We start from the raw sequence: 21,384 nt of genomic DNA, 5'->3' as shown, positions 1-21,384 counted from the left end.
TGCGGTTGATCGTGGCATTGTCCGGCTGGGCAAGCGCTTCCCGACGAGATGACACCGTGATCGACCGGGCCGACGGGTGGGGCGGGGCGTGGGTCAGCGGGGCGGGGCGCCGAGGGCCGGTTGGTGGCGGCGGGGTGGAGTGAGGATCTCGGCCTCCACCGCGGTCGGGGTCGGCCAGCAGAACCGGACGCTGCCGGGCTCGACGATCGCCACCATGTCGTCGTACATCCGGCTCAACAGGCCGAGCTGCTCGTCCGGCAGGCCGAACGCGGTACCGAGCAGGCGGGCATCGGCGGGCAGCAGCTTGCCGGTGAGGACCAGGTCGGCGCCGGACAGCAGCGCGGCCGATGGCCGGGTCGCGGTGGCGGCGACGGTCTGCCACGGCACCGGCGGCGGCGCGGCCGGGCCGGTCGGGTCGACCGCGACGAGCACCGGCGCGGCCGGATGCGCCGCCGGTACCGGCGCGCCCGCCGGCAGCACCCAGTGGTCTGCGCCCGTCGCCCAGCGGCCCAGCGACACCCAGTCCGGGGTACCCGCGGAGGCGCGCGCCCGGGCACCCACGGCGAGGCAACGCAGCAGTACCAGCCGGGTCGGCCAGATCGAGCCGATCAGCAGCACGCGTCGTGGCCGCTCACCGAACAGCGGTACCAGCACCGGCTGCCGGTCGGGGTCGCGGCCGAGCAGCAACCCGCCGGCCGGTACCGCCGGGGCGAGCCGGTCCAGCGCCGCCACCGGTGCGGCGTGCACCGCGGTACCCGGCGGTTCGGCGCCGGTGGGTGCCGTCGCGTACAGCGCGGTGTGCTGTTCCCCGTCCAGCCGGCGCAGCGTGACGCCGTGCAGCGCAGCCGCCTTGGCCAGCGCCTCGGTGGCCGGGCCGAACGCGTCCGGCGGCGCCGCGACGCGCAGGTATCCGCGCAGCGGCGGCGCATCGTGGCCGCTCGATCCGGTACCCGGGCCGAGTACCAGGGTCAGCGTCGTCCAGGCGGTGGGCCCGGTGGCGAGCAGCGCGTCCAGCCGGCCGGCCCGCGGCGGCCACCCGGTCACCTGGTACGACACCTGCCGGTAGCCGTCGACGTCGCAGCGGTCCCAGCCGGGCGCGATCCGCCGGCCGGGGGCGGGCACCGGCGCCAGCCCGACCGAGGTGGTCAGCGCGGCGAGCAGTTCGTCGGCGCGCAGCGTGCGGTGCCGGGCGCCGACGGCCGAGAGCACCCGCTCGGCGCGGCGCAGCGCGGCGGCGAGCGCCCGGGAGACCCCGGCGGTACCGCCGCCGCGGCTGTCCGCCGCGGTGACCGCGTCGGCGGTGTCCAGCCGCAGGCAGAGGTGGGTGGCCGCGTCGCCGGGCGGCACCCGGCCGGCCAGCTTCGCCGAACCGTCCTGATAGGACATCGCCGCCGGCGCCCAGGCGGTCAGCCGCGGGGTCGGCGCGGCCCGGTAGCGGTAGCTGACCGTCACCCGGGTGAGCCGCTCGTCCAGCAGCTCGGCCAGCGCGGACAGCGGCACCGCGGCGTCGCGTACCTCGATCACCGCGAACCAGCCGGTGCCGTCGTAGCCGAGACCGTAGGTGGCGTCGCGCTCGGTCACGTCGGTGGCGGACAACCGCGGTGCCAGCTCCCGCAACGCACCCCGGCGCGGGTCGAGCGTGCCGCGCGCGCCGCGCCGGGCCCGGCGGTACCGCAGCCGCAACGGAACCTGCTGGTACCACCAGCGTCCCCGCCAGCGCCCCAGCAACACCACCGTGACCAGCACCGCGAGCGTGACCACGACCGGCAGCAGCAGACCGCGGCCGATGACCAAGGCGACCGCGAACGCGGCGATCTCGACCGCGACGAGCTGCCCGACCGCCGGACCGGGCAGCCGTCGCCGGCCGGCCGGCAGCGCCCGTAGCGCAGGCAACTCGGTACCGGCCGGGCCGCTGCGACCGGCCAACCTGTCGTCCATGGTCGGTCGCGGTCCCGTGGCGGTGCCCCGGTTCGGGGTCTCGGTACCCCGCGGTGCCGCCGTCCTGCCGGTGCTCATGGAGCCGTGATCCTCCGCTGTGACTGACGGTTGGTGCACCATAGTCTGCCGGGCCGCGCCGGTCCGTTCGCCGGCCGGCACCGTCGATCGTGACCGCCCGCTTGCGCCCGGTTGCGGCGATCCGATACAACGCTCGTCGGTGCCTGTCGGCGTACGCCGGGGGCCACCGGAGGCTCCGCCCACCGCCGAGGTTCGGGCGGGCCTCATCGTATGTGCCGACGGGTTCGCGCACCGAGCGGGCACGCGGATCGAGTGGGAGGAGTGGCGATGCGGTCGCGTCGCGAGCAGATCCGGGCGTACCGGTTCGTCACCAGGCGGATCGTCTCGGCGCTGCTCGGCGGTGATCCGGAGGTCGCGGACCCGCCGCTGCGCCGCGCCGGTCTCACCACCTTCGCCAGCGTCATGGTCGGTGCCCTGGTGCTCGCCGGCTTCGGGGTGTACGGGCTGGTCCGCCCGGGTGGCAACACGTCCTGGCGCAGCGGTGACGTGCTGATCGTGGAGAAGGAGACCGGCACCCGGTTCGTCTACCGCGGTGGCCGGCTGCACCCGGTGCTCAACTACGCGTCCGCCCGGCTGGTGCTGAAGAACGCCGCGCCGACCACGACGACGGTGTCGGCGACCTCGCTGGCCGGGGTGGCCCGGGGCCGGCCGGTCGGCATCGCGGGCGCACCGGACGCCCTGCCGGCGGCCGATTCGCTGCACGCGCTGCCCTGGTCGGTCTGCTCCGCGAACGACACCGGTGACGTGACCACCGGTACGCCGCGGGTCACGGTGGCCGTGCACCGCAACTTCGGTGGTACCGATCTGGGTCGGCTCGGCGTGATCGTGCACGCGTCCGGCGAGAAGCCGGCCCTGTTGTGGCACGGCCAGCGGCTGCGCATCCCGAACCGGGAGTCGCTGGCCTCGCTGGGCTGGGGTACGGCGCCGCAGGTCGCGGTGGCTCCGGCGTTCCTGAACGCGATCCCGGCGGGACCCGACCTGGTGGCGCCGACGATCCCCGATCTCGGCAGGTCCGGGCCGACCGTCGGCGCGGGCCCGGCGAAGATCGGTACCGTGTACCGGCTGACCAGCGCCGCGAACAGCGAGCAGTTCTTCGTACTGCTCGACGACGGGCTGGCGCAGGTGTCGCAACCGGTCGAGGAACTGTTGCTGGGCAAGCAGGGTCTGCCCTCGCCGCAGCAGCTGAGCCCGGCGGACTACAAGAACGTCCCGTCGTCCAAGCGCGACCTGTCGGTACCCGGGTTGCCGGACCACCAGCCGGTGCTGGCGACCAGGGACAACGGCCAGGTGGCGGCGTTGTGCGTGTCGTGGCGTGGGCGTGGCGGCACCACCATCCAGCGGTACCGGAGCGCCCCGGACGCGCTGACCGGCACCGAGCAGGCCGCGGCCGGCGGCGTCGACGACACGGGCGCCCTCACCGCCGACGCGGTACTGGTCCCGGGCGGTGGCGGTGCGCTGGTGGCACCGGCCGCGGCCCGGGGCGTGTCGACCAGCACCACCTACGTCGTCACCGACCAGGGCATCCGGTACGCGGTGCCGGACGACGAGGCGCGCACCGCTCTCGGCTACGGCGACGTGACGCCGGTGTCGTTGCCGGAGAACCTGATCGACCTCGTCCCCGCCGGGCCGGTGCTGGACCAGAAGAAGGCGAGCCAGTACGTGTCGACGACGCCGACCTCGCCGTCCCCGTCGCCGAGCCGGAAGTAACGGCGGCAGTTCCCGTGACAGTTTGCGTCCTGGGCGCAGCGGAGTGTTGCATCGACCCGATAACGTATGCACCCGGTCGGGGCGTCACCTGTCGCCCGATTCACACCGCACCACCGTCTTCGGAGGATCGATGAGTCTTCATGTCGACACGACGTCGTTGCGGCAGAGCGTGCGCACCCTCGATGACCGGGTGTCCGATCTGGCCGACGCGATCGGTGGGCTGAGCGACCTCGGATCCCCGCCGCTCGGCACCTCCCCGCACGCCCAGGACGTGATCGCCTGGCACGCCCAGGCCAAGGAGCAGATGTTGGGTCGGTTGACCCAGCTGCAGAGCGCGCTGGTCGCGTTGCGGGACGGCAACGCCACCATCGCCGAGGCGTACGACGCGGTCGAGCGCGGCACGCACCACGACGTCGACCGGCACACGGTCTGAGGGGACGGCGATGGACCACGTGGGTGACCACAGCTACCAGCAGTACAGCCACGAGCAGTTGCGGGCCATGCTCGACTCCGCCCGGCCTAAGGACGTGGAGGACACCCATGTGGTGGCCTGGCACCGGGTGTCGCGCGCGCTGGCGGACCTGACCGCGGCGCTGGACGCGACGATCGGCCACGGCGACTGGTCCGGCCCGGCCGCGGACGAGTTCCACCGCCGGTTGTCCGCCACCAAGCGCTGCTCCAGCGACGCCGGTGACACCTCGGGCCGGCTGTCCCTCGGGTTGAACGCGGTGGCGCACCTGGTGGCGGACGCCCAGGCGCAGATGCCGGACGTGCCGACCAAGAACGTGCTGAACCCGAACGCGGTCGAGCCGGACGGCACGGTCGGCGCGAGCCAGGGCTACCTGAACCAGATCCCGGTGCGCAAGCAGGCATCGGACGCGGCGCAGGTGGTGATGGCCTCGCTGGGCAGCCAGATGCAGGTGACGACGGAGTCCACCTTCCCGGCGCAGGTGGCGCCGGCGCCGGCGGACCTGCCGGGCAGCGCCTCCACCAGCCAGGTGTCGCTGCGCCGGTCCACCGCCGGTGCCGGCCCGTCGGCGGTGCCGCCGACCGGACACGGCAACGGTGCCGGTTCGACCACCACCGCCGGGCAGGTGCCGACCGTGCAGATCACCGCGCCGCACCTGCACGGCACCGAGCTGGCCGGTTCCGGCGTCAGCCTGCCCGCCGGTGGTGCGGGCGGTGCCGGTCCGGCGGGCCTGGCACCGGGCGGTGTCGGTGCCGTGCCGGGTGCCGGTTCGGGCGCCCTGCCCACCACGCCGGGGGTGGCGGTCGGGTCCGGCCTCGCCGCCGCCAACGGTGCGCCCGGCAATCCGCGGCTGGCTCCCGGGGCCGCCGGGGAGGAGCCGCTGGCGGGCCGGGCCGGTAACCCGATGGTCGGCTCGTCGGCCGGTCGCCGCATCGACGATCCGGACGAGCACCACACCTGGCTGACCGAGGACGACATGGTCTGGCAGGCCCGGCAGGCGCCTCCCGGCCTGATCGAGTAACCGGGCGCCGTCGCGCAACCGGGCGCCGACACGCAACCGGGCGCCGAGACGCAACCGGGCCGTCGCGCAACCGCGCCGCATCGAGTGACCGCGCGGCGTCGCGCAACCGCCGGCCGAGGAACCGCGGGGCGGTCAGCTGGCGTCGCTGTCGACCGGGGTGTCGGCGGCACGCTGGGTGGGGCCGGTCGCCGGCGAGCCGGCGACCGAGATCCGGTTGCGGCCGGCGGCCTTCGCCGCGTACAGCGCGGTGTCGGCGACCCGCAGCAGCGAGTCGAGGGTGTCGGCGTGGTCCGGGTACACGGCGGCGCCGATGGAGACGCTCAGCCCGCGCACCGGCTCCGCGTCCGCCACCTCGATCCGGCTCGGCACCTGCAGCGTCGCGATCCGGCCGCGGAGCCGTTCGGCGACGGCGGCGGCCCGGTCCGCGTTGGTCTCCGGCAGCGCCAGTACGAACTCCTCGCCGCCGAAGCGGCCGGCGAGATCCTTGCCCCGGACCCCGGCGGCGAACGCGTCGCCGACGGCGCGCAGCACCTCGTCACCGACCAGGTGCCCGTACGCGTCGTTGATGCGCTTGAAGTGGTCGAGGTCGGCGACCAGGATCGCCAGACTGGTCCCGCGGGCGTGCGCGACGGCGAGTTCGGCGCTGGCGCGCTCGTGCCACCAGCCGGCGACCGACAGCCCGGTCTTGGTGTCGGTCCGGGCGTCGGCGGCGAGCTGGTCGACCAGCAGCACCCGTTGCAGCAGCACCACCCCGGGCAGCGCGAGCAGCATCGCCCACGGTTCGTACAGCGCGAGGATCGAGACCAGCCCGCCGAAGGTGAGGGCGGCCGCGTCGATCGACGCGGTGGTGCGGTCGCCGAACGCCTCGACTCGGCTGGTTCCGGGTGACAGCAGCAGGATCAGCGCGCCGCACAGCGCCACGTCGACGATCTCGTACGCCAGCGCCGCCGCGAGCACGCCGACCGTGCTGGACAGGCCGCCGATCGCGGGCACGTCCCGCAGCCCCGACTCGGTCAGGTGGTAGACGGTGCCGGCGGCGAGCACCGCGAGCAGCGTCATCGAGCAGCTGAACACCCAGGCGAACGGGCGGCACCGGCCGGCGCGGAACCGCCACCAGGCGTACATGGCGACCGCGGCGACGACCGCGACACCGGCCGGCAGCAGCAGCGCCGCCGCGAGCGACCAGGCGCTCTGCAGGTCCTTGTGCAGGGTGCCGGTGGATCGGCGGGCACGCTCCACCCGGCGGGCGCCCTCGATCGCGACCGCGGCGCAGATCAGCAGCGGGGCCAGCACGATCTGCGGCCGGTCGAGCCGGAACGCGATGGCGGCCACGCCGAGCACCAGAGCCACGGCGTCCACGGTGAGTGCCATCGCACGGGCGGGCGCCGGCGCGGACCAGATCGCCCAGCCGCGGATGCCGCGCTGCCGTACCTGCACCCGATTCGTCGCCGTCTGAACACACCCCTCCCGCCACCCGCGGGTGGCGATGCGCAGTTCGATGGTCCGGGCCCAGATCGTCGCACGCGAACGCCAGCGCGTCATGTCCCTTCCGGCGTGTGGCGTCCGATCGTTTGGCGTGCTCGTCGGCGGTATGGCCGCATCTCGCACGATGCAAGCTGTTGCCGGCCAGGTGCACGGTTCGCCACACCCGGGCATTGCGCGATCTCACCGTTGTTTGTCAGGCTTGACGAGGGGAGGCCGACGGGGCCGGGCACGCGGGGGAGTCCGGCCGATGCCCGGGTGGGCGTGGCGGGTCGGACACGACCGCCCGGACGGGGGCGAATACAGCCGGCGTGCGGGACCCCCGGGGGGTCCTAGAGTGGGATCGCGGTGACGGGTTGGGGAACTCGGCCCCGGCTGACTGTCGCTCCCCGACCGGTCGGCCTCCGATGACGGCTCGGGAGGTATGGCATGGGTGAAGGCCTGCAACGGCGCCCGGAGCTGGACGACGGTGTTCGGCCACTGGACGCCACGACCCGGCTGGAGCGGACGACGTTCCCGAGCGACATCGAGGCGTCGCCGGAGACCGACCGGCCGCCGGCCGGTACCGCGCTGCTGGTGACGGTGCGCGGCCCCGGCCTCGGGACCCGGTATCCGGTCGATGGCCCGATGGTGACGATCGGTCGGCATCCCGAGTCCGACATCCGGCTGGAGGACGTGACGGTGTCCCGGCGGCACGCCCAGGTGCGGGTCGCGGAGGGGACGTACACGGTTGCCGACCTCGGCAGCCTCAACGGCACGTACGTGAACCAGGAGCGGATCGAGTCGGTGGTGCTGGAGGACGGCGACGAGATCCAGATCGGCAAGTTCCGGCTGATGCTGCGCGTCGGCCGCTGACGGCGCATCGCGCAGCGGAAGGCCCCGCACCTGTCCAGGGCGGGGCCTTCCGCTGTGGCACGCTCAGCTGGCGAACGGGTTCGCCTCACCGCTGGTGTACTGCACGGTGTCGTAGTTGCCGTTGAAGTCGGAGTCGGTCGTCACCGTGTCGGTGGTGCCGTTGTAGTTGACATCCTTGGCGTCGTAGTCGTCGCTGCCGTCGAGGTTGCGGTCCAGCACGACCTCGTCGACCTTGCCGTCCTCGTTGTGGTCGTACACCCGCTCGTCGAAGTGGCCGTCCTGGTTGGTGTCCTGGCCGGCCTCGTCGACGGTGCCGTCCTTGTTGTTGTCGGACACCTCGGTGTTCTGCCAGCCGTCACCGTTGGTGTCGCCGGTGTGCTGCTCGAAGTAGCCGTCGTGGTTGTTGTCGTACTCGGCCGAGTCGATGGTGCCGTTGGAGTCGACATCATGGCCGACGAAGTCGGCTTGACCGTCGCCGTTCATGTCGGCGTACACGTAGTGCCCGCCGTGGCCGTCGGACTCGGTCCAGTGGTCGTCCCAGGTGCCGTTGCCGTCCACGTCGACCGAGGTGTCGTAGCCGTCGTCGCTCATGATCTCGTTCCCTCCCGAAGCATCCCCTGTGTTGCGCTCAGCTTATGGGCGGCGTGCGCGCCGACGTCTCCCCCATCCATGCCACGAACCTCCGGCCTTGCGGCGCCCGCTGGCCGGTTTGCGGCATATCTTCCGATCGGGTACTCATAGAAACCGGCCAGCCAGCGCCCATCGAACTGCTAGAACGGGACTCGACGATGAGGAAATGGTGGACGACGTGTGTGCCAGCCCGGTGACGCCGTGAGCGAACCGGAGCGAGGGGCGGCCGATCGGATCCTGGTCGTCGAGGACGAACGCGACATCCGCGAGCTGCTCGCCCGCAGCCTCGGTTTCTCCGGGTTCGAGGTCGCCACCGCCGATACCGGCGCCGAGGCGGTCCGGGCAGCGGGCCGGCTCCGACCGAACCTGATCGTGCTCGACGTGATGCTGCCCGACATGGACGGCTTCGACGTGCTCAAACAGCTCGGTACGGCGGGGCAGCGGCCGGCGGTGGTGTTCCTGACCGCGCGCGGCGAGACCGAGGACAAGCTGCGCGGCCTGGCCATGGGCGACGACTACCTGACCAAGCCGTTCAGCCTGGACGAGCTGGTCGCACGGATCCGGGCGGTGCTGCGCCGCGCGTCGCCGGACGCGCCGGCCACCTCGCGGCTGACCGTCGCCGACCTGGAGCTGGACGAGGACAGCCACGAGGTGTGGCGCGGCGGCACCGCGGTGCACCTGTCCGCGACCGAGTTCCGGCTGCTGCACTACCTGATGGTCAATGCCGGCCGGGTCGTCTCCAAGGCGCAGATCCGCAACCACGTCTGGCAGTACGACTACAGCGGCGAGACGAACGTCGTCGAGCTGTACGTGTCGTACGTGCGGCGCAAGGTGGACACCGTGCAGCCGAAACTGATCCACACCCTGCGCGGCATCGGGTACGTGCTCCGGGCCCCGCGCGGGTGACCGTGCCCGACCCGTCGGTACCCGCGGCGACGCCGTCGATCCTCGGCCGGCTGGACCGCCGGGTGCCGTTGTGGTTGCGGCTGGTGTGCGGCGTGCTGGTGCTGGTCGCGATCGCGCTCGGGGTCACCGGGTACGCCGGGACCACGCTGCTGCGCCGGCACCTCGTCGCGAAGACCGGTGACGAGTTGCGGCTCGCCGCGCCCCGCGCGGAGCGTGCCCTGATCGCCAACGGCCGCGGCGTGTCGCCGTCCGCGCACGGCGTGCCGTCCGCGTTCGGCGCGTACCTGATCGGGCCGGACGGGCGGGTGCTGGAACGCAGCGATCCGGCGCTGACCGGCGAGCGGCCCGAGCTGCCGGACCTGACCGGCTCCCGCCCGGTGCCGCTGCTGCGGCCGTTCTCGGCGCACGGCACCGGCCGTTCCCGGTGGCTGCTGCTGGTGCGCCCGGTCCGGCAGCCGGCGGGCGGTCACGTGGTGGTGGCGGAGAGCCTCGCCGAGGTGGACGCGACGGTCCGGCAGCTCGCGTTGATCAACCTGAGCGCCGGCCTGGCCGTACTCGCGGCGCTCGCGGTGGCCTGCTTCTGGCTGGTGCGGCTCAGCCTGCACCCGGTGCGCAGCATCCAGACCACGGCGCAGCGCATCGCCGCCGGTGAGCTGTCGGTTCGGGTGCCCGATCACGGCAACCGTACCGAGGTGGGCCGGCTGGCCGCCGCGGTGAACGGGATGCTGGCGCGGATCGCCACCGCGCTCGCCGACCGGGCCGCGTCCGAGGCAGCGGCCCGGCGGTCCGAGGCGCAGATGCGCCGGTTCGCCGCGGACGCCTCGCACGAGCTGCGCACCCCGATCACCACGATCCGCGGCTACGCCGAGCTGTACCGGCAGCAGCGCGGCACCATGCCGGCCGAGGAGGCGGACCGGATCGTCGGCCGGATCGAGGAGCAGGCCCGCCGGATGGGCGGGCTGGTCGACGACCTGCTGTTGCTCGCGCACCTGGACCAGCGGCGACCGCTGGCGGCCGACCCGGTCGACCTGACCAGCCTCGCCGCCGACATCGTGCTGGACACCGACACCCTCAACCCGGACCACCCGATCGAACTCGTCGCCCTGGGCTCCGGTGGTCGCGACGACGCCCGCGCCGAGGAGCCCGGACCGATCGAGGTGATCGGGGACGGCGAACGGCTCCGCCAGGTGGTCGCGAACCTGGTCGGGAACGCCGTCAAGCACACTCCGGCCGGTACCTCGATCCGGGTCGGGGTGGGCCGCGGCACCGGTGCCGCGGCGGGTACCGCGGTGCTGTCGGTGGCCGACGACGGGCCGGGGATGGCGCCGGAGCAGGCGGACCGCGCGTTCGAACGGTTCTTCCGGGCCGAACCGGCACGGGCCGCGTCCGGCGGCGGTGCCGGTCTCGGCCTCGCCATCGTCGGCGCGATCGTGGAGGCGCACCGCGGCACCGTCACGCTGGACACCGCACCGGGCCGGGGCGTCGAGATCCGCCTGACCCTCCCGGTCCGCCCGGCGAACCCGGCAACTCCCGGGCGTGGGCGGGGCTAGGCGCCGGGGGAGACGAGGCCCGACTCGTACGCGAAGACGATGGCCTGGGCGCGATCGCGCAGGTCGAGCTTGGCCAGGATCCGACCGACGTGCGTCTTGACCGTCTGCTCGGCGACGACCAGTGACTCGGCGATCTCGGTGTTCGACTGGCCGCGCGCGATCAACCGCAGCACGTCGGTCTCCCGCGGGGTCAGCGCGTTGAGTGCCGCCGGGGTCGGCCGGTCGCCGCGCGGCCGGGCCGCGAAGTCGGCGATCAACCGGCGCGTCACGGACGGGGCGAGCAGCGCGTCGCCGCCGGCGATCACCCGTACCGCTTGGATCAGGTCGGCCGCCGGCGCATCCTTGAGCAGGAAGCCGGACGCACCGGCCCGGAGCGCCTCGTACACGTAGTCGTCCAGGTCGAACGTGGTCAGCATCAGGATCCGCGGCACGTGGGCGCCCGGCGCGGCGCCGGACAGGATCCGGCGGGTCGCCTCCAGCCCGTCCAGCTCCGGCATCCGCACGTCCATCAGCACGACGTCCGGGTCGAGCTCGCGGACCTTGCGTACCGCCTCGGCGCCGTCGGCGGCGTCCCCGACGACGACCAGGTCGGGCTGGGCCGCGAGCAGCGCGCCGAAGCCCTGCCGCACCATCGCCTGATCGTCGACGATCATCACCTTCGTCGGCTGGTCCACGGGTCCTCCATCGGCTTCGTCCCCGGCGGGTCGGTCACGATCCTGCCCTGTCCGGATCGTCCGCCGCCGAGGTGCCCGGCCCCGCACCGTCCCCCGGTCCGGGGGCGTCGGGCGCGCTGACGTTCGGGGCGGCGTCGTCCGGATCGCACGGCAGTACCGCGGCGACCCGGAACCCGCCGTCCGGGGTCGGATTCGCGGACAGGGTGCCGCCCAGCATGGTGGCGCGCTCGCGCATGCCGAGCAGGCCGTGGCCCGGCTCGCCGGCCACCGGCGGGGCGTCCGGAGCGGCGTTGACCACCTCGATCGCCAGCGCGCCCGGCCGGTACTCCAGCCGCACCGTCACCGGTGCCCCGGGCGCGTGGCGCCGCGCGTTGGACAGCGCCTCCTGCACGATCCGGTACCCGGAGACGTCGACCGCGACCGGCACCGGACGCGGGGTCCCGCCGTTGCGCAGCTCGATCTCGGCGCCGGCCCGGCGTGCCTGGTGCAGCAGCGCGGGCAGTTCGGCCAGGCCGGGCTGCGGGGTCCGTTCGGCCGGTTGTTCGGCCCGCAGCACGCCGAGCATCCGGCGCATCTCACCCAGCGCCTGCCGGGCCGCGGTACCGATGGCGGCGAACTCGTCGTCCGCCGCGGTCGGCAGGCCGGGCAGCCGGTACGGGGCGGTCTCGGCCTGGACCGCGATCAGCGACATGTGGTGCGCGACCACGTCGTGCAGCTCGCGGGCGATCCGGGCCCGCTCGGTGAGGACCGCACTGCGCTGCTGTTCCGCCTCGGTTCGGCGGGTCTCCACGGCCAGCTGCCGGCGTGCCGAGAGCAGGCTCCCGATCGCGCCGACGGCGAGCAGCAGCAGGGTGCTCAGCACCGTGGCGGCGATCGCGTTGTCCGCGTTCACCGGGTAGAGCAGCAGCCAGACCAGCACCATCGTGACCGCCCAGACCCAGGCGAGGACGGCCCGGCTGTGCCGCAGGCCGACGGCGACGATCGCGGCGAGGTACAGGATGACCTGGAACGGTTGTACCGGCCAGTCGCGGCCGTGCCAGACCGGCAGCATCGCCAGGATGGTCAGTACGGTCAGCCGCCAGGCCATCAGCGGCCACCGCACCAGCAGCACGATCGGCAGCGCCAGCAGCAGCCCGCCGAGCGGCGCCAGCGGGGAGGTCGCGCCGAACTCCGCGCGCACCTGGTTGGTCGTGACCAGCGCGAACAGCACCGTGAGCACGGCGCCGACCAGCAACGGCCAGCCCCGCGGGCGGCGCTGGCCGGGTACCCGGTCGCCGCCGACGAGCATCGTGACGAGCCCGATCAGCGGTGTCGCGACCACCGCCGGCCACCGCCGGGCGATCCGCGCGGCGAGCCGGGCGGTGGGGCCTCCCGGTGCCCGGTCGGTGTGGCCGCCGGGTGCCGGGTCGGCGTCCCGGGGCGGCGGGTCAGGCATCGCCGCCGGCATCCGGCAGCGGCGCGGGGTTGCCGGGCGTGCCCGCCGCGGCCCCGGCCGTCTCGGGGTCGCCGGCCGTGATCCGGAAACGGCGGTGCCGCAGCGACGGCAGCCGGCGCCGTACCGCGGCGACCCGCTCGGCGTCGAGCGTGGTGACGGCGACCCCGGCGGCTTCGGCGACGCCGGCGACCGGTACGCCCATCGGGTCGACGATGACGCTGTTGCCGGCACCGGTGGGCGCGCACTGGTCGGCGGCGAGCAGGTAGGCGGTGTTCTCCACCGCGCGGGCCCGGGTCAGCAGCCGCCAGTGGTCCTCCTTCTGCGGGCCGGGCGCCCACTGCGCCGGCACCACCAGCGCCTCGGCGCCCGCGTCGGTCAGCCGCCGGGCGAGTTCCGGGAACCGCAGGTCGTAGCAGGTCATCGCGCCGAACCGGAGGCCGTCCAGGTCGAACGTGCACAGCTGGGTCGGCTCGCCGGGCGTCACCCAGTCGGACTCGGCGAAACCGAACGCGTCGAACAGGTGCACCTTGCGGTAGCGGGCGAGCGGTTCCCCGTCCGGCCCGAACGCGAGCAGCGTGTTCGCCACCCGGCGTTCGCCCGGCAGCGCCTCGTTCATCCCGTACAACACCCGGATCCGGTACCGGCGGGCCAGCTCGGCGACCTTCGTCGCGAACGGGCCGTCGATCGGCTCGGCCGAGTCGAGGATGCCGGTGTCGAGCGCGCGGGTCGCGTACATCGAGTACTCCGGGAACACGATCAGCCGCGCCCCGGACGCCGCGGCCCGCTCGGTCAGCGCGCCCAGCGCGGTGAGGTTCGCATCCTTGTCGGTACCGGCGGAGAACTGGCCGACCGCAACGCACACCATGCCTCGAACCCTAGTCGTTGTCCGGGCGGTGACCGGCCGTACCGCGTCGCCGCGGCCCGCCCGGCGTGGTGCGGGTGCCGCCGGTGCGGCGAGCGGCGCGCGGCGGTGCGGTGGCGCTGCAGGCCGACCCCGACCAGCCGGCCCCGGCGCTGCTCGTCGGTGTCCTGATCCGCACCTGCGCCGCGGCGGCCGGCACCGAGGTGCGCCTCGCACGGGTGGCCGACGACACGGCGACCCGAATGTTTCCGCTGGTCAGGCCGTCTTGACCGGGGCAGCAGCGGAGTTTCGCGGCGGCGGCCACGGCCGGCATGGCGGCCACCCTGCTGGCCACCGCCGCCGACACCCGGGCCGTCGATCTCGCGCTGGGCGAACCGACCCTGTCCTGGGACTACGGCTTCGACCCGGCTACCGAGACCGCTCTGATCCGGCGTTACTCCTGAGCAGCGATCAGGCCTTTCAGCTCCCCTTTGCTCTGCCTACCTCAGCGCACCAGCCCTGGTGCGCCGGCGTGCGCAGAGCCGGCTCTGCCTACCTCAGCGCACCAGGGGTGGTGCGTATTCGTGCGCAGAGCAAAGGGTCGCCGTAGGAGGGGGTCGGCCTCGGGGCTCAGGCCAGGCCGGTGGTGCGCAGGGTGATGTTGATCCGGCCGGCCGGCAGCGCCGGATCCGGTGAGCTGCCCGGCTCGATTCGCGGCACCCCGTGGTAGGCGAGCCGGGACGGCCCGCCGAACACGAACGCGTCGCCGGACGCCAGCGTCAGGTCGGTGTACGGCCGGGACCGGTTCTCGGGGTTGCCGAACCGGAACAGGCAGCTGTCGCCGAGGCTGAACGACACCACCGGCTCCCGGGCCCGCTCGTCCTTGTCCTGGTGCATGCCCATCCGGGCGTCCGGCCCGTAGAAGTTGATCAGCGCGGTGTCCGGCCGGTAGTCGAGGTCGGCCCGCCGGTACGCCGCGGCCAGCGCGGCGCGGCCCCATTCGGCGAGCCACCCGGGCAGCGGCGGCACCGGCTCGCCGTTCACGTCGTCGGCGGTCCGGCTGTACCGGTACGGCTGCCAGTGCCAGCCGAGGCACACGGTGCGGGCGGACATCCGGTGCCCGCCGGGCAGCAGCGTGTGCCGGGCCGGTACCGGCCCGCTCGCCCACCGCAGGCAGGCGTCGGCGAGCCGGCGCTGCCGGTCCGGCGGCAGCCAGCCGGGCAGGTGCACGGCGCCCGGCGCGACCTCGCGCCGGCCGATCCCGAACAGTGGCAGCGTCACCGGCCCATCCTCCCTCTGCTTCGGTCGCCGCCGGCCGGCCCGGCCGGCGGCGTTCCCGCAACCCGCAAATCCGCGGTGGTCCGGCCGCGGCCCCCAGGACCGCGGCACTCCCGCGGCTCGCAGGATCGCGGCGTTCCCGCGGCCTGCAGTACCGCGGGTCGCCGGGCGACCCGCCACGATCAGGTCGCGTCGTGGAAGACCAGCCCGAGGGTGTGCCGCCGGCCGGAGCGGACCGCGGACACCCCGTGCCGTACCGGCGCGGCCGACCAGCCGCGCGCCGACGCGACCGGCCGGTCCCGGGTGGTGAACACCAGCCCGTGACCCTGGCCGAGCAGCCTGGCGGTGCCCCGGGACTGGGCCCGGGGCCGCTGTTCGACCAGCAGGAACTCGCCGCCGGTGTGGTCCACCCCCGGATCGTTCAGGTTGATCACGACCTGCAGCGGGAACACCTTGTCGCCGTACAGGTCGCGGTGCAGCGCGTTCCAGTCTCCGGCGTCGTAGCGCAGCAGGATCGGGGTGGGGCGGCGCTGCCCGGCGTCGTGGCAGATCGCGAGCCACTCGTCCAGCGTGTCCGGCCACTCCGCGTCCCGCCCGAGCCGCCGGTACCAGTCTCGCGCGATCGGCAGCAGCCGCTCGTACAGTGCGTGCCGCAGCGCGTCGACCGGCTCCGGGAACGGCGCCGCGAAATAGCGGTAGCGGCCGGACCCGAACCGGTGCCGGGCCATGTCGATGGTGGCGCGGAAGTGCGCCGGCTCGTCGAACAGCGCGGCGAGCCGGCCGCACTCGGCCGGTGTGAGCAGTCGCGGCAGCGGCGCGCACCCGTACTCGTCGAGTTCGCCGGCCACCGCGTCCCAGTCGGCGGCGGCCACCCTCCGGGCGTACCGATCGGTGGTCATGATCTCTCCCGTGGTCGACGGCCCCTTCGGCGGCGCGGGCGGCTGTCGCGCCGCGCGCCGATGCGTCCAGCCTGCCGCCGGCTGCCGCGGCGGTGCTGGCGAGAAACGGACCTCGCGTGCCGGTTGGCACCGGGCCGGATGGTCTGCCGGCGCAGACGGCCGTCAGCCCCGTTTCCGGCGGCGCTTCCGGGGCGACCGGCGCTGCACCGGAACGTGGTTCGGCACCGGCAGCCGGACCCCGTACCGCAGGGACAGCAGCCGTTGCACGGCGAGGGTCGCGGTACCGGCGAGGAGCATCCCGGCGAGGTTCACGCCGAGTTGCACCGCGGACGCCCGCACCTCGCTCCAGTGCGCCAGCGGGATCGCCACCGCGATGTTGCCGGCCGCGGGCACCGTGGTGACCGAGATGAACACGCCGATCAGCGTCGACGACTTCGATGCGGTGATGGACAGGATCCCGGCGATGCCGGCGAGCACCGCGACGATGAACGACCACTTGTCCGGATGCACGATGAAGTCGGTGTTCGGCCGGTGCGACAGGTCGGCGGGGCTGATCCAGCCGAGCCACCGGCCGGCCGCCGCGCACCCGGTGGTGATCGCGATGGCGACCAGGAAACCGACCGCCAGGGTGCGGGTCGCCACCGCGATCCGGTGCGTGTTGCCGCGCACCAGGCCGAAGCAGATCGCGGCGACCGCACCGAACTCGGGGCCGAGCACCATCGCGCCGACGATCAGGATCGGCTGGTCGAGCACCGCGCCGATCGCCGCGATCTGGGTGGCGAGCGCCAGGAACGCGAGGAACGCCCAGCTCAGCCTGGCGTCGGCGGTGGTCCGGGCGTCGAGTTCGTCCCACAGGACCGCGTCGTCGTCGTACCCGGGTGCGGCCTGTTCGGCGACGGTCGCGCCGACCGAGATGGACACGTCGATGTTCTCCACCGCGATCGAACCGGACCGGTCCAGGCCGAGGTCACGGAGCCGGCTCAACATCGCGTCGGCGGCCTCCCGCGCCATGTCGAACTGGATCAGGTCGCCGGCCGGTTCCCGGCCGGCGCCGGGCAGAATGACCAGGTTCGTCACCGCGATGCTGGCTCCGCACAGATCGCTGATCTGCCCGGTCAGTCGCGGCGGTGCGATCACCCGGATGTGCAACATGTCGAGAATTCTGCCCGGTTCGTGCCCGCCGCGGTGCGAGGTGTCCCAGGTCACCCCCGCGGTGTGCATGAGCCGGCCGCCCGGCTGGTATTGAAAGGGAATGGGGCTGAGGCATCTGCCGGGACCGGTCGTGCAGGCACCGATGGCCGGCGGGGCGACCACGCCCGAGCTGGTCACCGCGGTCGGCAAGGCGGGCGGGTTGGGCATGCTCGCCGCCGGGTACCTGCCGGCCGCGCGGCTGGCCGAGCAGATCGCCGCGGTCCGCGACGTCGCGGTCCCGTTCGGGGTGAACGTGTTCGTTCCGACACCCGACACCGCCGACCCGGACGCGGTCGAGACGTACCGGCGGCGGCTGGCGCCCACCGCCGCGCGGCTCGGCGCCGAGCTGGGCGAACCGACCTGGGGCGACGACGAGTACGAGGCGAAGCTGGACCTGCTCGCCGCGATCGGTGTGCCGGTGGTGACGTTCACCTTCGGGCTGCCCACCGAGCAGGACGTGATCGCGTTGCGCCGGGCCGGGACGGAGGTCGGGGTCACCGTCACGACCCCGGCGGAGGCGGTCGCCGCCGACCGGGTCGGCGCGGATTTCGTCGTCGCGCAGGGCATCGAGGCCGGCGGGCATCGCGGTGGGTGGCTCGGCGGGGAGCAGTTCGGGCTGCTCGCCCTGATCCGGCTGATTCGCTCCACTGTGGACATCAAGGTGGTCGCGGCGGGTGGCATCGCCGACGCCGCCGGGGTTCGCGCGGTCCTTGCCGCCGGCGCGCTCGCCGGCTGCGCCGGTACCGCGTTCCTGCGCTGCCCGGAGGCCGGCACCCCGGCACCGTACCGGGACGCGCTGGTGGCGCCGGAGTTCGCCGAGACGCGGCTGACCCGCGCCTACACCGGCCGGTGGGCGCGCGGCCTGGTGAACCGCTTCGTCACCGAACAGCAGTCGTACGCGCCGACCGGGTACCCGCAGCTGCACCAGCTGACCCGGCCGCTGCGGGCCGCCGCGACCGCCATCGGTGACACCGATCTGATGGCGATGTGGGCCGGTCAGTCGCACGCTCTCGCGACCGACCAGCCGGCTGCCGAGGTGCTGCACACCCTGACCCCCTGACCGGTCGTCCACTGAGGACGGTTCCGCGGGTCAGGTGGAGGCGACCCGGCCCAGCCGGTTGCGGGCGGAGCCGCGGTGCCGCTCGTCGAGCTCGTCGGCGCGCAGCAGTTCGGGCAGCAGCGCCGGCTCCCGGGTCAACGCCCGGAACACCACCCCGGCGGTCACGCCGTGCGCCGGCCGGTCGGTGACCGCGACCTCGTCGCCGGCCCGGATCTCACCCGGCACCAGCACCCGCAGGTACGCGCCGGGGCGGGCCTGCTCGGTGAACGTCTTCATCCAGCCGTGCTCGTCGAGCCAGCCGGCGAAGGTGCGGCACGGGATGCGCATCGAACACACCTGCAGCACCGCGGTACCGATCCGCCAGCGCTCGCCGATCACCGCGTCGGTCACCGGGACGCCGCTGGTGGTCAGGTTGTCGCCGAAGGTGCCGTTCGCCAGCGGCCGGCCCAGCCGCCGCGACCACCAGTCCAGGTCCTCCCGGGCGTACGCGTACACCGCCTGCTCGTCGCCGCCGTGGAAGCGCAGGTCGCACACCGTGTCGCCGGCCAGGCCGCTGCCGCCCGCGCCGCGCGGCCCCGGCGCCCGTACCGGCACCGGGCCGGTCACCGGCCGCTTGTCGATCCCGGTCACCCCGACGTCGGAGTGCGCGGTCTCGCGCGCCCGCCCGACGTTCACCGACACCAGCACACCCATGCCGGCCAGCCTACGGGCCCCGGGAGCCGGTCAGGCGGCGCCCGCGGTGGGGTCGAGCACGCCGAAGAGGACCAGGGCGAGGACGACCAGGCCGGCGACGATGCGGTAGACGACGAAGACGGTGAACGTGTGCGTGACGACGTAGCGCATCAGCCAGGCGATCACCGCGTACCCGACGCCGAACGCCACCACCGTGGCGACCGCGGTCGGTGCGGCCGGCGCGGCGGTACCGTCGCCGATCTTGGTCAGTTCCAGCGCGCCGGAGGCCAGTACCGCCGGGATCGCCAGCAGGAACGAGTAGCGGGTGGCGGCCTCCCGGCGGAAGTCCATCAGCAGCCCGGCCGCGATCGTCCCGCCGGACCGGGAGACGCCGGGGATCAGCGCGAGCGACTGGGCCAGCCCGAAGGCGAGTGCGGTGCGCGGTCGCAGGTCGGCCAGCGACTTCTGGTTGGTGGCGGCGCGGTCGGCGAACGCCAGGATCAGGCCGAACCCGATGAGCATCGCCGCGGTCAGCCGCAGGTCCCGGAACACCGTCTCGATGGTGTCCTGGAACAGCAGGCCGAACACCGCGATCGGGATCGTGCCGAGGATGACGTACCAGCCGAGCCGCGCGTTGGGGTCCGACCGGTACTGCTTGCGAAACAGCGACACCGCCCAGGTCCCGACGATCCGGCCGATGTCGCGCCGGAAGTACAGCAGCACCGCGGACTCGGTACCCAGCTGGGTCACCGCGGTGAACGCGGCGCCGGGGTCGGGCCAGCCGGCCAGCGCCGCGACGATCCGGACGTGCGCGCTGGAGGAGACCGGGATGAACTCGGTCAGCCCCTGCACCAGGCCGAGCAGCACCGCCTCGAACCAGCCCACCCGGCAACCCTCCGTACCCGTCGTCGGTGGCCCGGTGATCCGCACCTCGATGCTGCCGATCGGTGGTCCGCGCCACGTTCCCGGTTCGCGCCGGCTCCCGGGCGGGGCCGGGCGCCGGGCCCGGCGGCAGCGAACCACGTCGACGTGGCCGATGGTTGAACGCCAGCGGGCTGCCCCGTGTCGGCCGGCCCGGCGGTCGGTTTCGCCGGCCGGTCAGCCGTAGACGGCCGCCAGCTCGCGGGCGGTGGCGGCGATCCGGTCCCGCAACGCGGCCGGGGCCAGCACCTCCACCTGCGCGCCGAGCCGGAGCAGCTCGCCCTCGGCGTGCGTCAGGCTCTCGATCGGGATGACGGCCCGCCGCCAGCCGGTCGCGTCGTCGGCGGTCCCGGCGGCCACGGCGTCGAGCACGGCCGGCACCGCGATCTCCCGCAGCCGGTCGACGCCGGCCGGGGAGATGCGGATCTCCGCCCGGCCCTGCCAGAGGCGTTCCTGGAGCTGATGGGTGTGCTGCCGCCAGTACCCGGCCAGGTCGAAGCCGGCCGGCGGCACGACGTGCTCGTCGAGCAGCCGCAGGTCGAGGATCTGGCTGATCCGGTACGTGCGTGGGGCGGCGCCGTCCGCCGCCGCCACCAGGTACCAGCGGCCGGCCTTGAGCACGATCCCGTACGGTTCGAGGCGCCGCTCGACCCGCGTCGGCTCCTGCCAGCGCCGGTACCGGACCTGGAGGGCCTGGCGCTGCCACACCGCCGCCGCCACCTCGGGCAGGTGCGGGACGCGCTCGGCGCGCTGGTACCAGCCGGGCGCGTCCAGGTGGAACCGCTCCCGGAGCCGCCGGGCCTGCTGGCGCAGGTCCGTGGGCAGCGCGGCCTCCAGTTTGAGTTCCGCCGCGGTGAGCAGCGAGCCGAGCCCCAGGTCGGCGGCCGGGCCGGGCAGCCCGGCCAGGAACAGTGCCTCGGCCTCGCCGGCGGTGAGGCCGGTCAGCCGGGTCCGGTAGCCGTCGACGAGCGCGTAGCCGCCGTCGTGGCCCGGTTCGCCGTAGATCGGGATGCCCGCCGCGAGCAGCGACTCGACGTCCCGGTAGACGGTGCGGGCGGAGACGTCGAGTTCGGCCGCCAGCTCGGCGGCGGTCATCCGGCCACGGTTCTGCAGCAGGAGCAGCAGGGAGACGAGACGGCTGGCGCGCACGCCGGGAAATCTACCCAGCTTCACTGACGGTTGTTGTCAGTGGACCCGTTCTAGCCTCCGGCCATGGACAACAGCAACGGCTTCGGCTTCTTCACCGGCACCTTCGACGTGGTCAACCGCTGGCGCACGGACTTCCTCGACCCCGGCGAGGGGGACGACCGGTGGGAGGAGTTCCCGGGCGTCACCCGCGCCGGCGTGCACTTCGACGGCGGCGCCAACTTCGACGAGATCGAGTTCCCGACCAAGGGCTTCGCCGGCCTGACCCTCCGGCTGTACGACCCCGCCGCCGACGCCTGGTCGCTCTACTGGGCGAGCAGGCGCACCGGCACGCTCGCCCCTCCGGTGGTCGGCCGGTTCGGCCCGGACGGTACCGGCGTCTTCCACGGCGACGACACCTACCAGGATCGTCCGGTGCGGTGCCGGTTCGTCTGGTCCGAGATCACCGCGACCACGGCACACTGGGCGCAGGCGTTCTCCGTCGACGACGGCCGGACCTGGCTGGACAACTGGCACATGTACTTCACCCGCCGCGCCGACTGAGGCCACCGGTCGGCGCACTGGGCCGCGACGCCGCCCGATCGCCGCGCCGACCGACGCCACCGGCCGGCGCACTGGCCGCTCGACGCCG

General features: G+C 74.1%; 22 protein-coding genes. 10 read left to right on the top strand and 12 right to left on the bottom strand.

Features of this window, described 5'->3' with window-relative positions; translation table 11 throughout:
* Positions 1–93 precede the first annotated feature (93 nt).
* Complete coding sequence (locus Athai_RS28455) at positions 94–1,938, bottom strand: type VII secretion protein EccE (RefSeq protein ID WP_203964330.1); 1,845 nt, start codon at positions 1,936–1,938, stop codon at positions 94–96.
* A gap of 345 nt (positions 1,939–2,283) precedes the next feature.
* Here Athai_RS28455 and eccB point away from each other — a divergent pair, with 345 nt between their 5' ends.
* The 3 genes from eccB (at position 2,284) to Athai_RS28440 (ending at position 5,213) form a co-directional block, all read left to right on the top strand.
* A complete protein-coding gene (gene eccB / locus Athai_RS28450) occupies positions 2,284–3,723 on the top strand; it encodes a type VII secretion protein EccB (RefSeq protein WP_203964329.1) in 1,440 nt (479 codons plus the stop codon).
* A 130-nt stretch (positions 3,724–3,853) separates the two neighbouring features.
* Positions 3,854–4,156: a hypothetical protein gene (locus tag Athai_RS28445; protein ID WP_203964328.1), complete on the top strand. Its 303-nt coding sequence runs from the start codon at positions 3,854–3,856 to the stop codon at positions 4,154–4,156.
* Between the two features lie 10 nt (positions 4,157–4,166).
* Positions 4,167–5,213 (top strand): hypothetical protein, encoded by a 1,047-nt coding sequence (locus tag Athai_RS28440; protein WP_203964327.1) that lies wholly within the window; start codon positions 4,167–4,169, stop codon positions 5,211–5,213.
* Between the two features lie 132 nt (positions 5,214–5,345).
* Here the strand turns inward: Athai_RS28440 and Athai_RS28435 are convergent, their stop codons facing one another.
* Positions 5,346–6,755 (bottom strand): GGDEF domain-containing protein, encoded by a 1,410-nt coding sequence (locus Athai_RS28435; RefSeq protein ID WP_203964326.1) that lies wholly within the window; start codon positions 6,753–6,755, stop codon positions 5,346–5,348.
* A gap of 369 nt (positions 6,756–7,124) precedes the next feature.
* On the opposite strand from Athai_RS28435, the gene Athai_RS28430 reads away from it, so the two are divergent.
* Positions 7,125–7,550 (top strand): FHA domain-containing protein, encoded by a 426-nt coding sequence (locus Athai_RS28430; protein ID WP_203964325.1) that lies wholly within the window; start codon positions 7,125–7,127, stop codon positions 7,548–7,550.
* A gap of 63 nt (positions 7,551–7,613) precedes the next feature.
* On the opposite strand, the gene Athai_RS28425 is transcribed toward Athai_RS28430, so the two are convergent.
* Complete coding sequence (locus Athai_RS28425) at positions 7,614–8,141, bottom strand: hypothetical protein (RefSeq protein WP_203964324.1); 528 nt, start codon at positions 8,139–8,141, stop codon at positions 7,614–7,616.
* A gap of 240 nt (positions 8,142–8,381) precedes the next feature.
* Here Athai_RS28425 and Athai_RS28420 point away from each other — a divergent pair, with 240 nt between their 5' ends.
* Positions 8,382–9,086 (top strand): response regulator transcription factor, encoded by a 705-nt coding sequence (locus tag Athai_RS28420; protein ID WP_203964323.1) that lies wholly within the window; start codon positions 8,382–8,384, stop codon positions 9,084–9,086.
* Between the two features lie 2 nt (positions 9,087–9,088).
* Positions 9,089–10,636 carry a sensor histidine kinase gene (locus Athai_RS28415; RefSeq protein WP_203964322.1) on the top strand — a complete coding sequence of 516 codons (1,548 nt, stop codon included), beginning with the start codon at positions 9,089–9,091 and terminating at the stop codon, positions 10,634–10,636.
* Here the strand turns inward: Athai_RS28415 and Athai_RS28410 are convergent.
* The 3 genes from Athai_RS28410 to Athai_RS28400 are packed head-to-tail and all read right to left on the bottom strand — an operon-like array spanning position 10,633 to position 13,610.
* Positions 10,633–11,289, bottom strand: a complete 657-nt coding sequence (locus tag Athai_RS28410; protein WP_203966375.1) for a response regulator — start codon at positions 11,287–11,289, stop codon at positions 10,633–10,635. The two genes, Athai_RS28415 and Athai_RS28410, sit on opposite strands and share 4 nt — an antisense overlap.
* A 55-nt stretch (positions 11,290–11,344) precedes the next feature.
* Positions 11,345–12,745 carry a sensor histidine kinase gene (locus tag Athai_RS28405; RefSeq protein WP_203964321.1) on the bottom strand — a complete coding sequence of 467 codons (1,401 nt, stop codon included), beginning with the start codon at positions 12,743–12,745 and terminating at the stop codon, positions 11,345–11,347.
* Complete coding sequence (locus Athai_RS28400; protein ID WP_203964320.1) at positions 12,738–13,610, bottom strand: carbon-nitrogen hydrolase family protein; 873 nt, start codon at positions 13,608–13,610, stop codon at positions 12,738–12,740. Before Athai_RS28400 ends, Athai_RS28405 begins: the two co-directional genes overlap by 8 nt.
* Before the next feature lie 83 nt (positions 13,611–13,693).
* Between Athai_RS28400 and Athai_RS28395 the strand changes: the two genes are divergently transcribed.
* Positions 13,694–13,876 (top strand): hypothetical protein, encoded by a 183-nt coding sequence (locus tag Athai_RS28395; protein ID WP_203964319.1) that lies wholly within the window; start codon positions 13,694–13,696, stop codon positions 13,874–13,876.
* A 42-nt stretch (positions 13,877–13,918) separates the two neighbouring features.
* A complete protein-coding gene (locus tag Athai_RS34940) occupies positions 13,919–14,050 on the top strand; it encodes a hypothetical protein (RefSeq protein ID WP_275422589.1) in 132 nt (43 codons plus the stop codon).
* 166 nt (positions 14,051–14,216) lie between these two features.
* Here the strand turns inward: Athai_RS34940 and Athai_RS28390 are convergent, their stop codons facing one another.
* From Athai_RS28390 to Athai_RS28380, 3 genes are all read right to left on the bottom strand, one after another.
* A complete protein-coding gene (locus Athai_RS28390; RefSeq protein ID WP_203964318.1) occupies positions 14,217–14,867 on the bottom strand; it encodes an alpha-ketoglutarate-dependent dioxygenase AlkB family protein in 651 nt (216 codons plus the stop codon).
* Between the two features lie 179 nt (positions 14,868–15,046).
* The gene (locus tag Athai_RS28385) at positions 15,047–15,763 is read right to left on the bottom strand and encodes a 2OG-Fe(II) oxygenase (protein ID WP_203964317.1); all 717 of its coding nucleotides are present in this window, start codon (positions 15,761–15,763) and stop codon (positions 15,047–15,049) included.
* 162 nt (positions 15,764–15,925) lie between these two features.
* Positions 15,926–16,915 (bottom strand): DUF389 domain-containing protein, encoded by a 990-nt coding sequence (locus tag Athai_RS28380; RefSeq protein ID WP_203964316.1) that lies wholly within the window; start codon positions 16,913–16,915, stop codon positions 15,926–15,928.
* 100 nt (positions 16,916–17,015) lie between these two features.
* On the opposite strand from Athai_RS28380, the gene Athai_RS28375 reads away from it, so the two are divergent.
* Positions 17,016–18,014: a nitronate monooxygenase gene (locus Athai_RS28375; protein WP_203964315.1), complete on the top strand. Its 999-nt coding sequence runs from the start codon at positions 17,016–17,018 to the stop codon at positions 18,012–18,014.
* A gap of 30 nt (positions 18,015–18,044) precedes the next feature.
* On the opposite strand, the gene Athai_RS28370 is transcribed toward Athai_RS28375, so the two are convergent.
* The 3 genes from Athai_RS28370 to Athai_RS28360 all read right to left on the bottom strand — a co-directional run bounded on the left by Athai_RS28370 (position 18,045) and on the right by Athai_RS28360 (position 20,756).
* Positions 18,045–18,707 (bottom strand): MOSC domain-containing protein, encoded by a 663-nt coding sequence (locus Athai_RS28370; protein WP_203964314.1) that lies wholly within the window; start codon positions 18,705–18,707, stop codon positions 18,045–18,047.
* 30 nt (positions 18,708–18,737) lie between these two features.
* Positions 18,738–19,571 carry an undecaprenyl-diphosphate phosphatase gene (locus tag Athai_RS28365; RefSeq protein ID WP_203964313.1) on the bottom strand — a complete coding sequence of 278 codons (834 nt, stop codon included), beginning with the start codon at positions 19,569–19,571 and terminating at the stop codon, positions 18,738–18,740.
* A gap of 213 nt (positions 19,572–19,784) precedes the next feature.
* On the bottom strand, positions 19,785–20,756 hold the full coding sequence (locus Athai_RS28360) for a helix-turn-helix transcriptional regulator (RefSeq protein ID WP_203964312.1): 972 nt from the start codon (positions 20,754–20,756) through the stop codon (positions 19,785–19,787).
* 63 nt (positions 20,757–20,819) lie between these two features.
* On the opposite strand from Athai_RS28360, the gene Athai_RS28355 reads away from it, so the two are divergent.
* Complete coding sequence (locus Athai_RS28355; protein ID WP_203964311.1) at positions 20,820–21,296, top strand: hypothetical protein; 477 nt, start codon at positions 20,820–20,822, stop codon at positions 21,294–21,296.
* Positions 21,297–21,384 lie beyond the last annotated feature (88 nt).

The organism is Actinocatenispora thailandica, from assembly GCF_016865425.1.
In the GTDB taxonomy this organism is placed as follows: Bacteria; Actinomycetota; Actinomycetes; order Mycobacteriales; family Micromonosporaceae; genus Actinocatenispora; species Actinocatenispora thailandica.
This window is presented reverse-complemented; position numbering and strand designations above follow the sequence as displayed.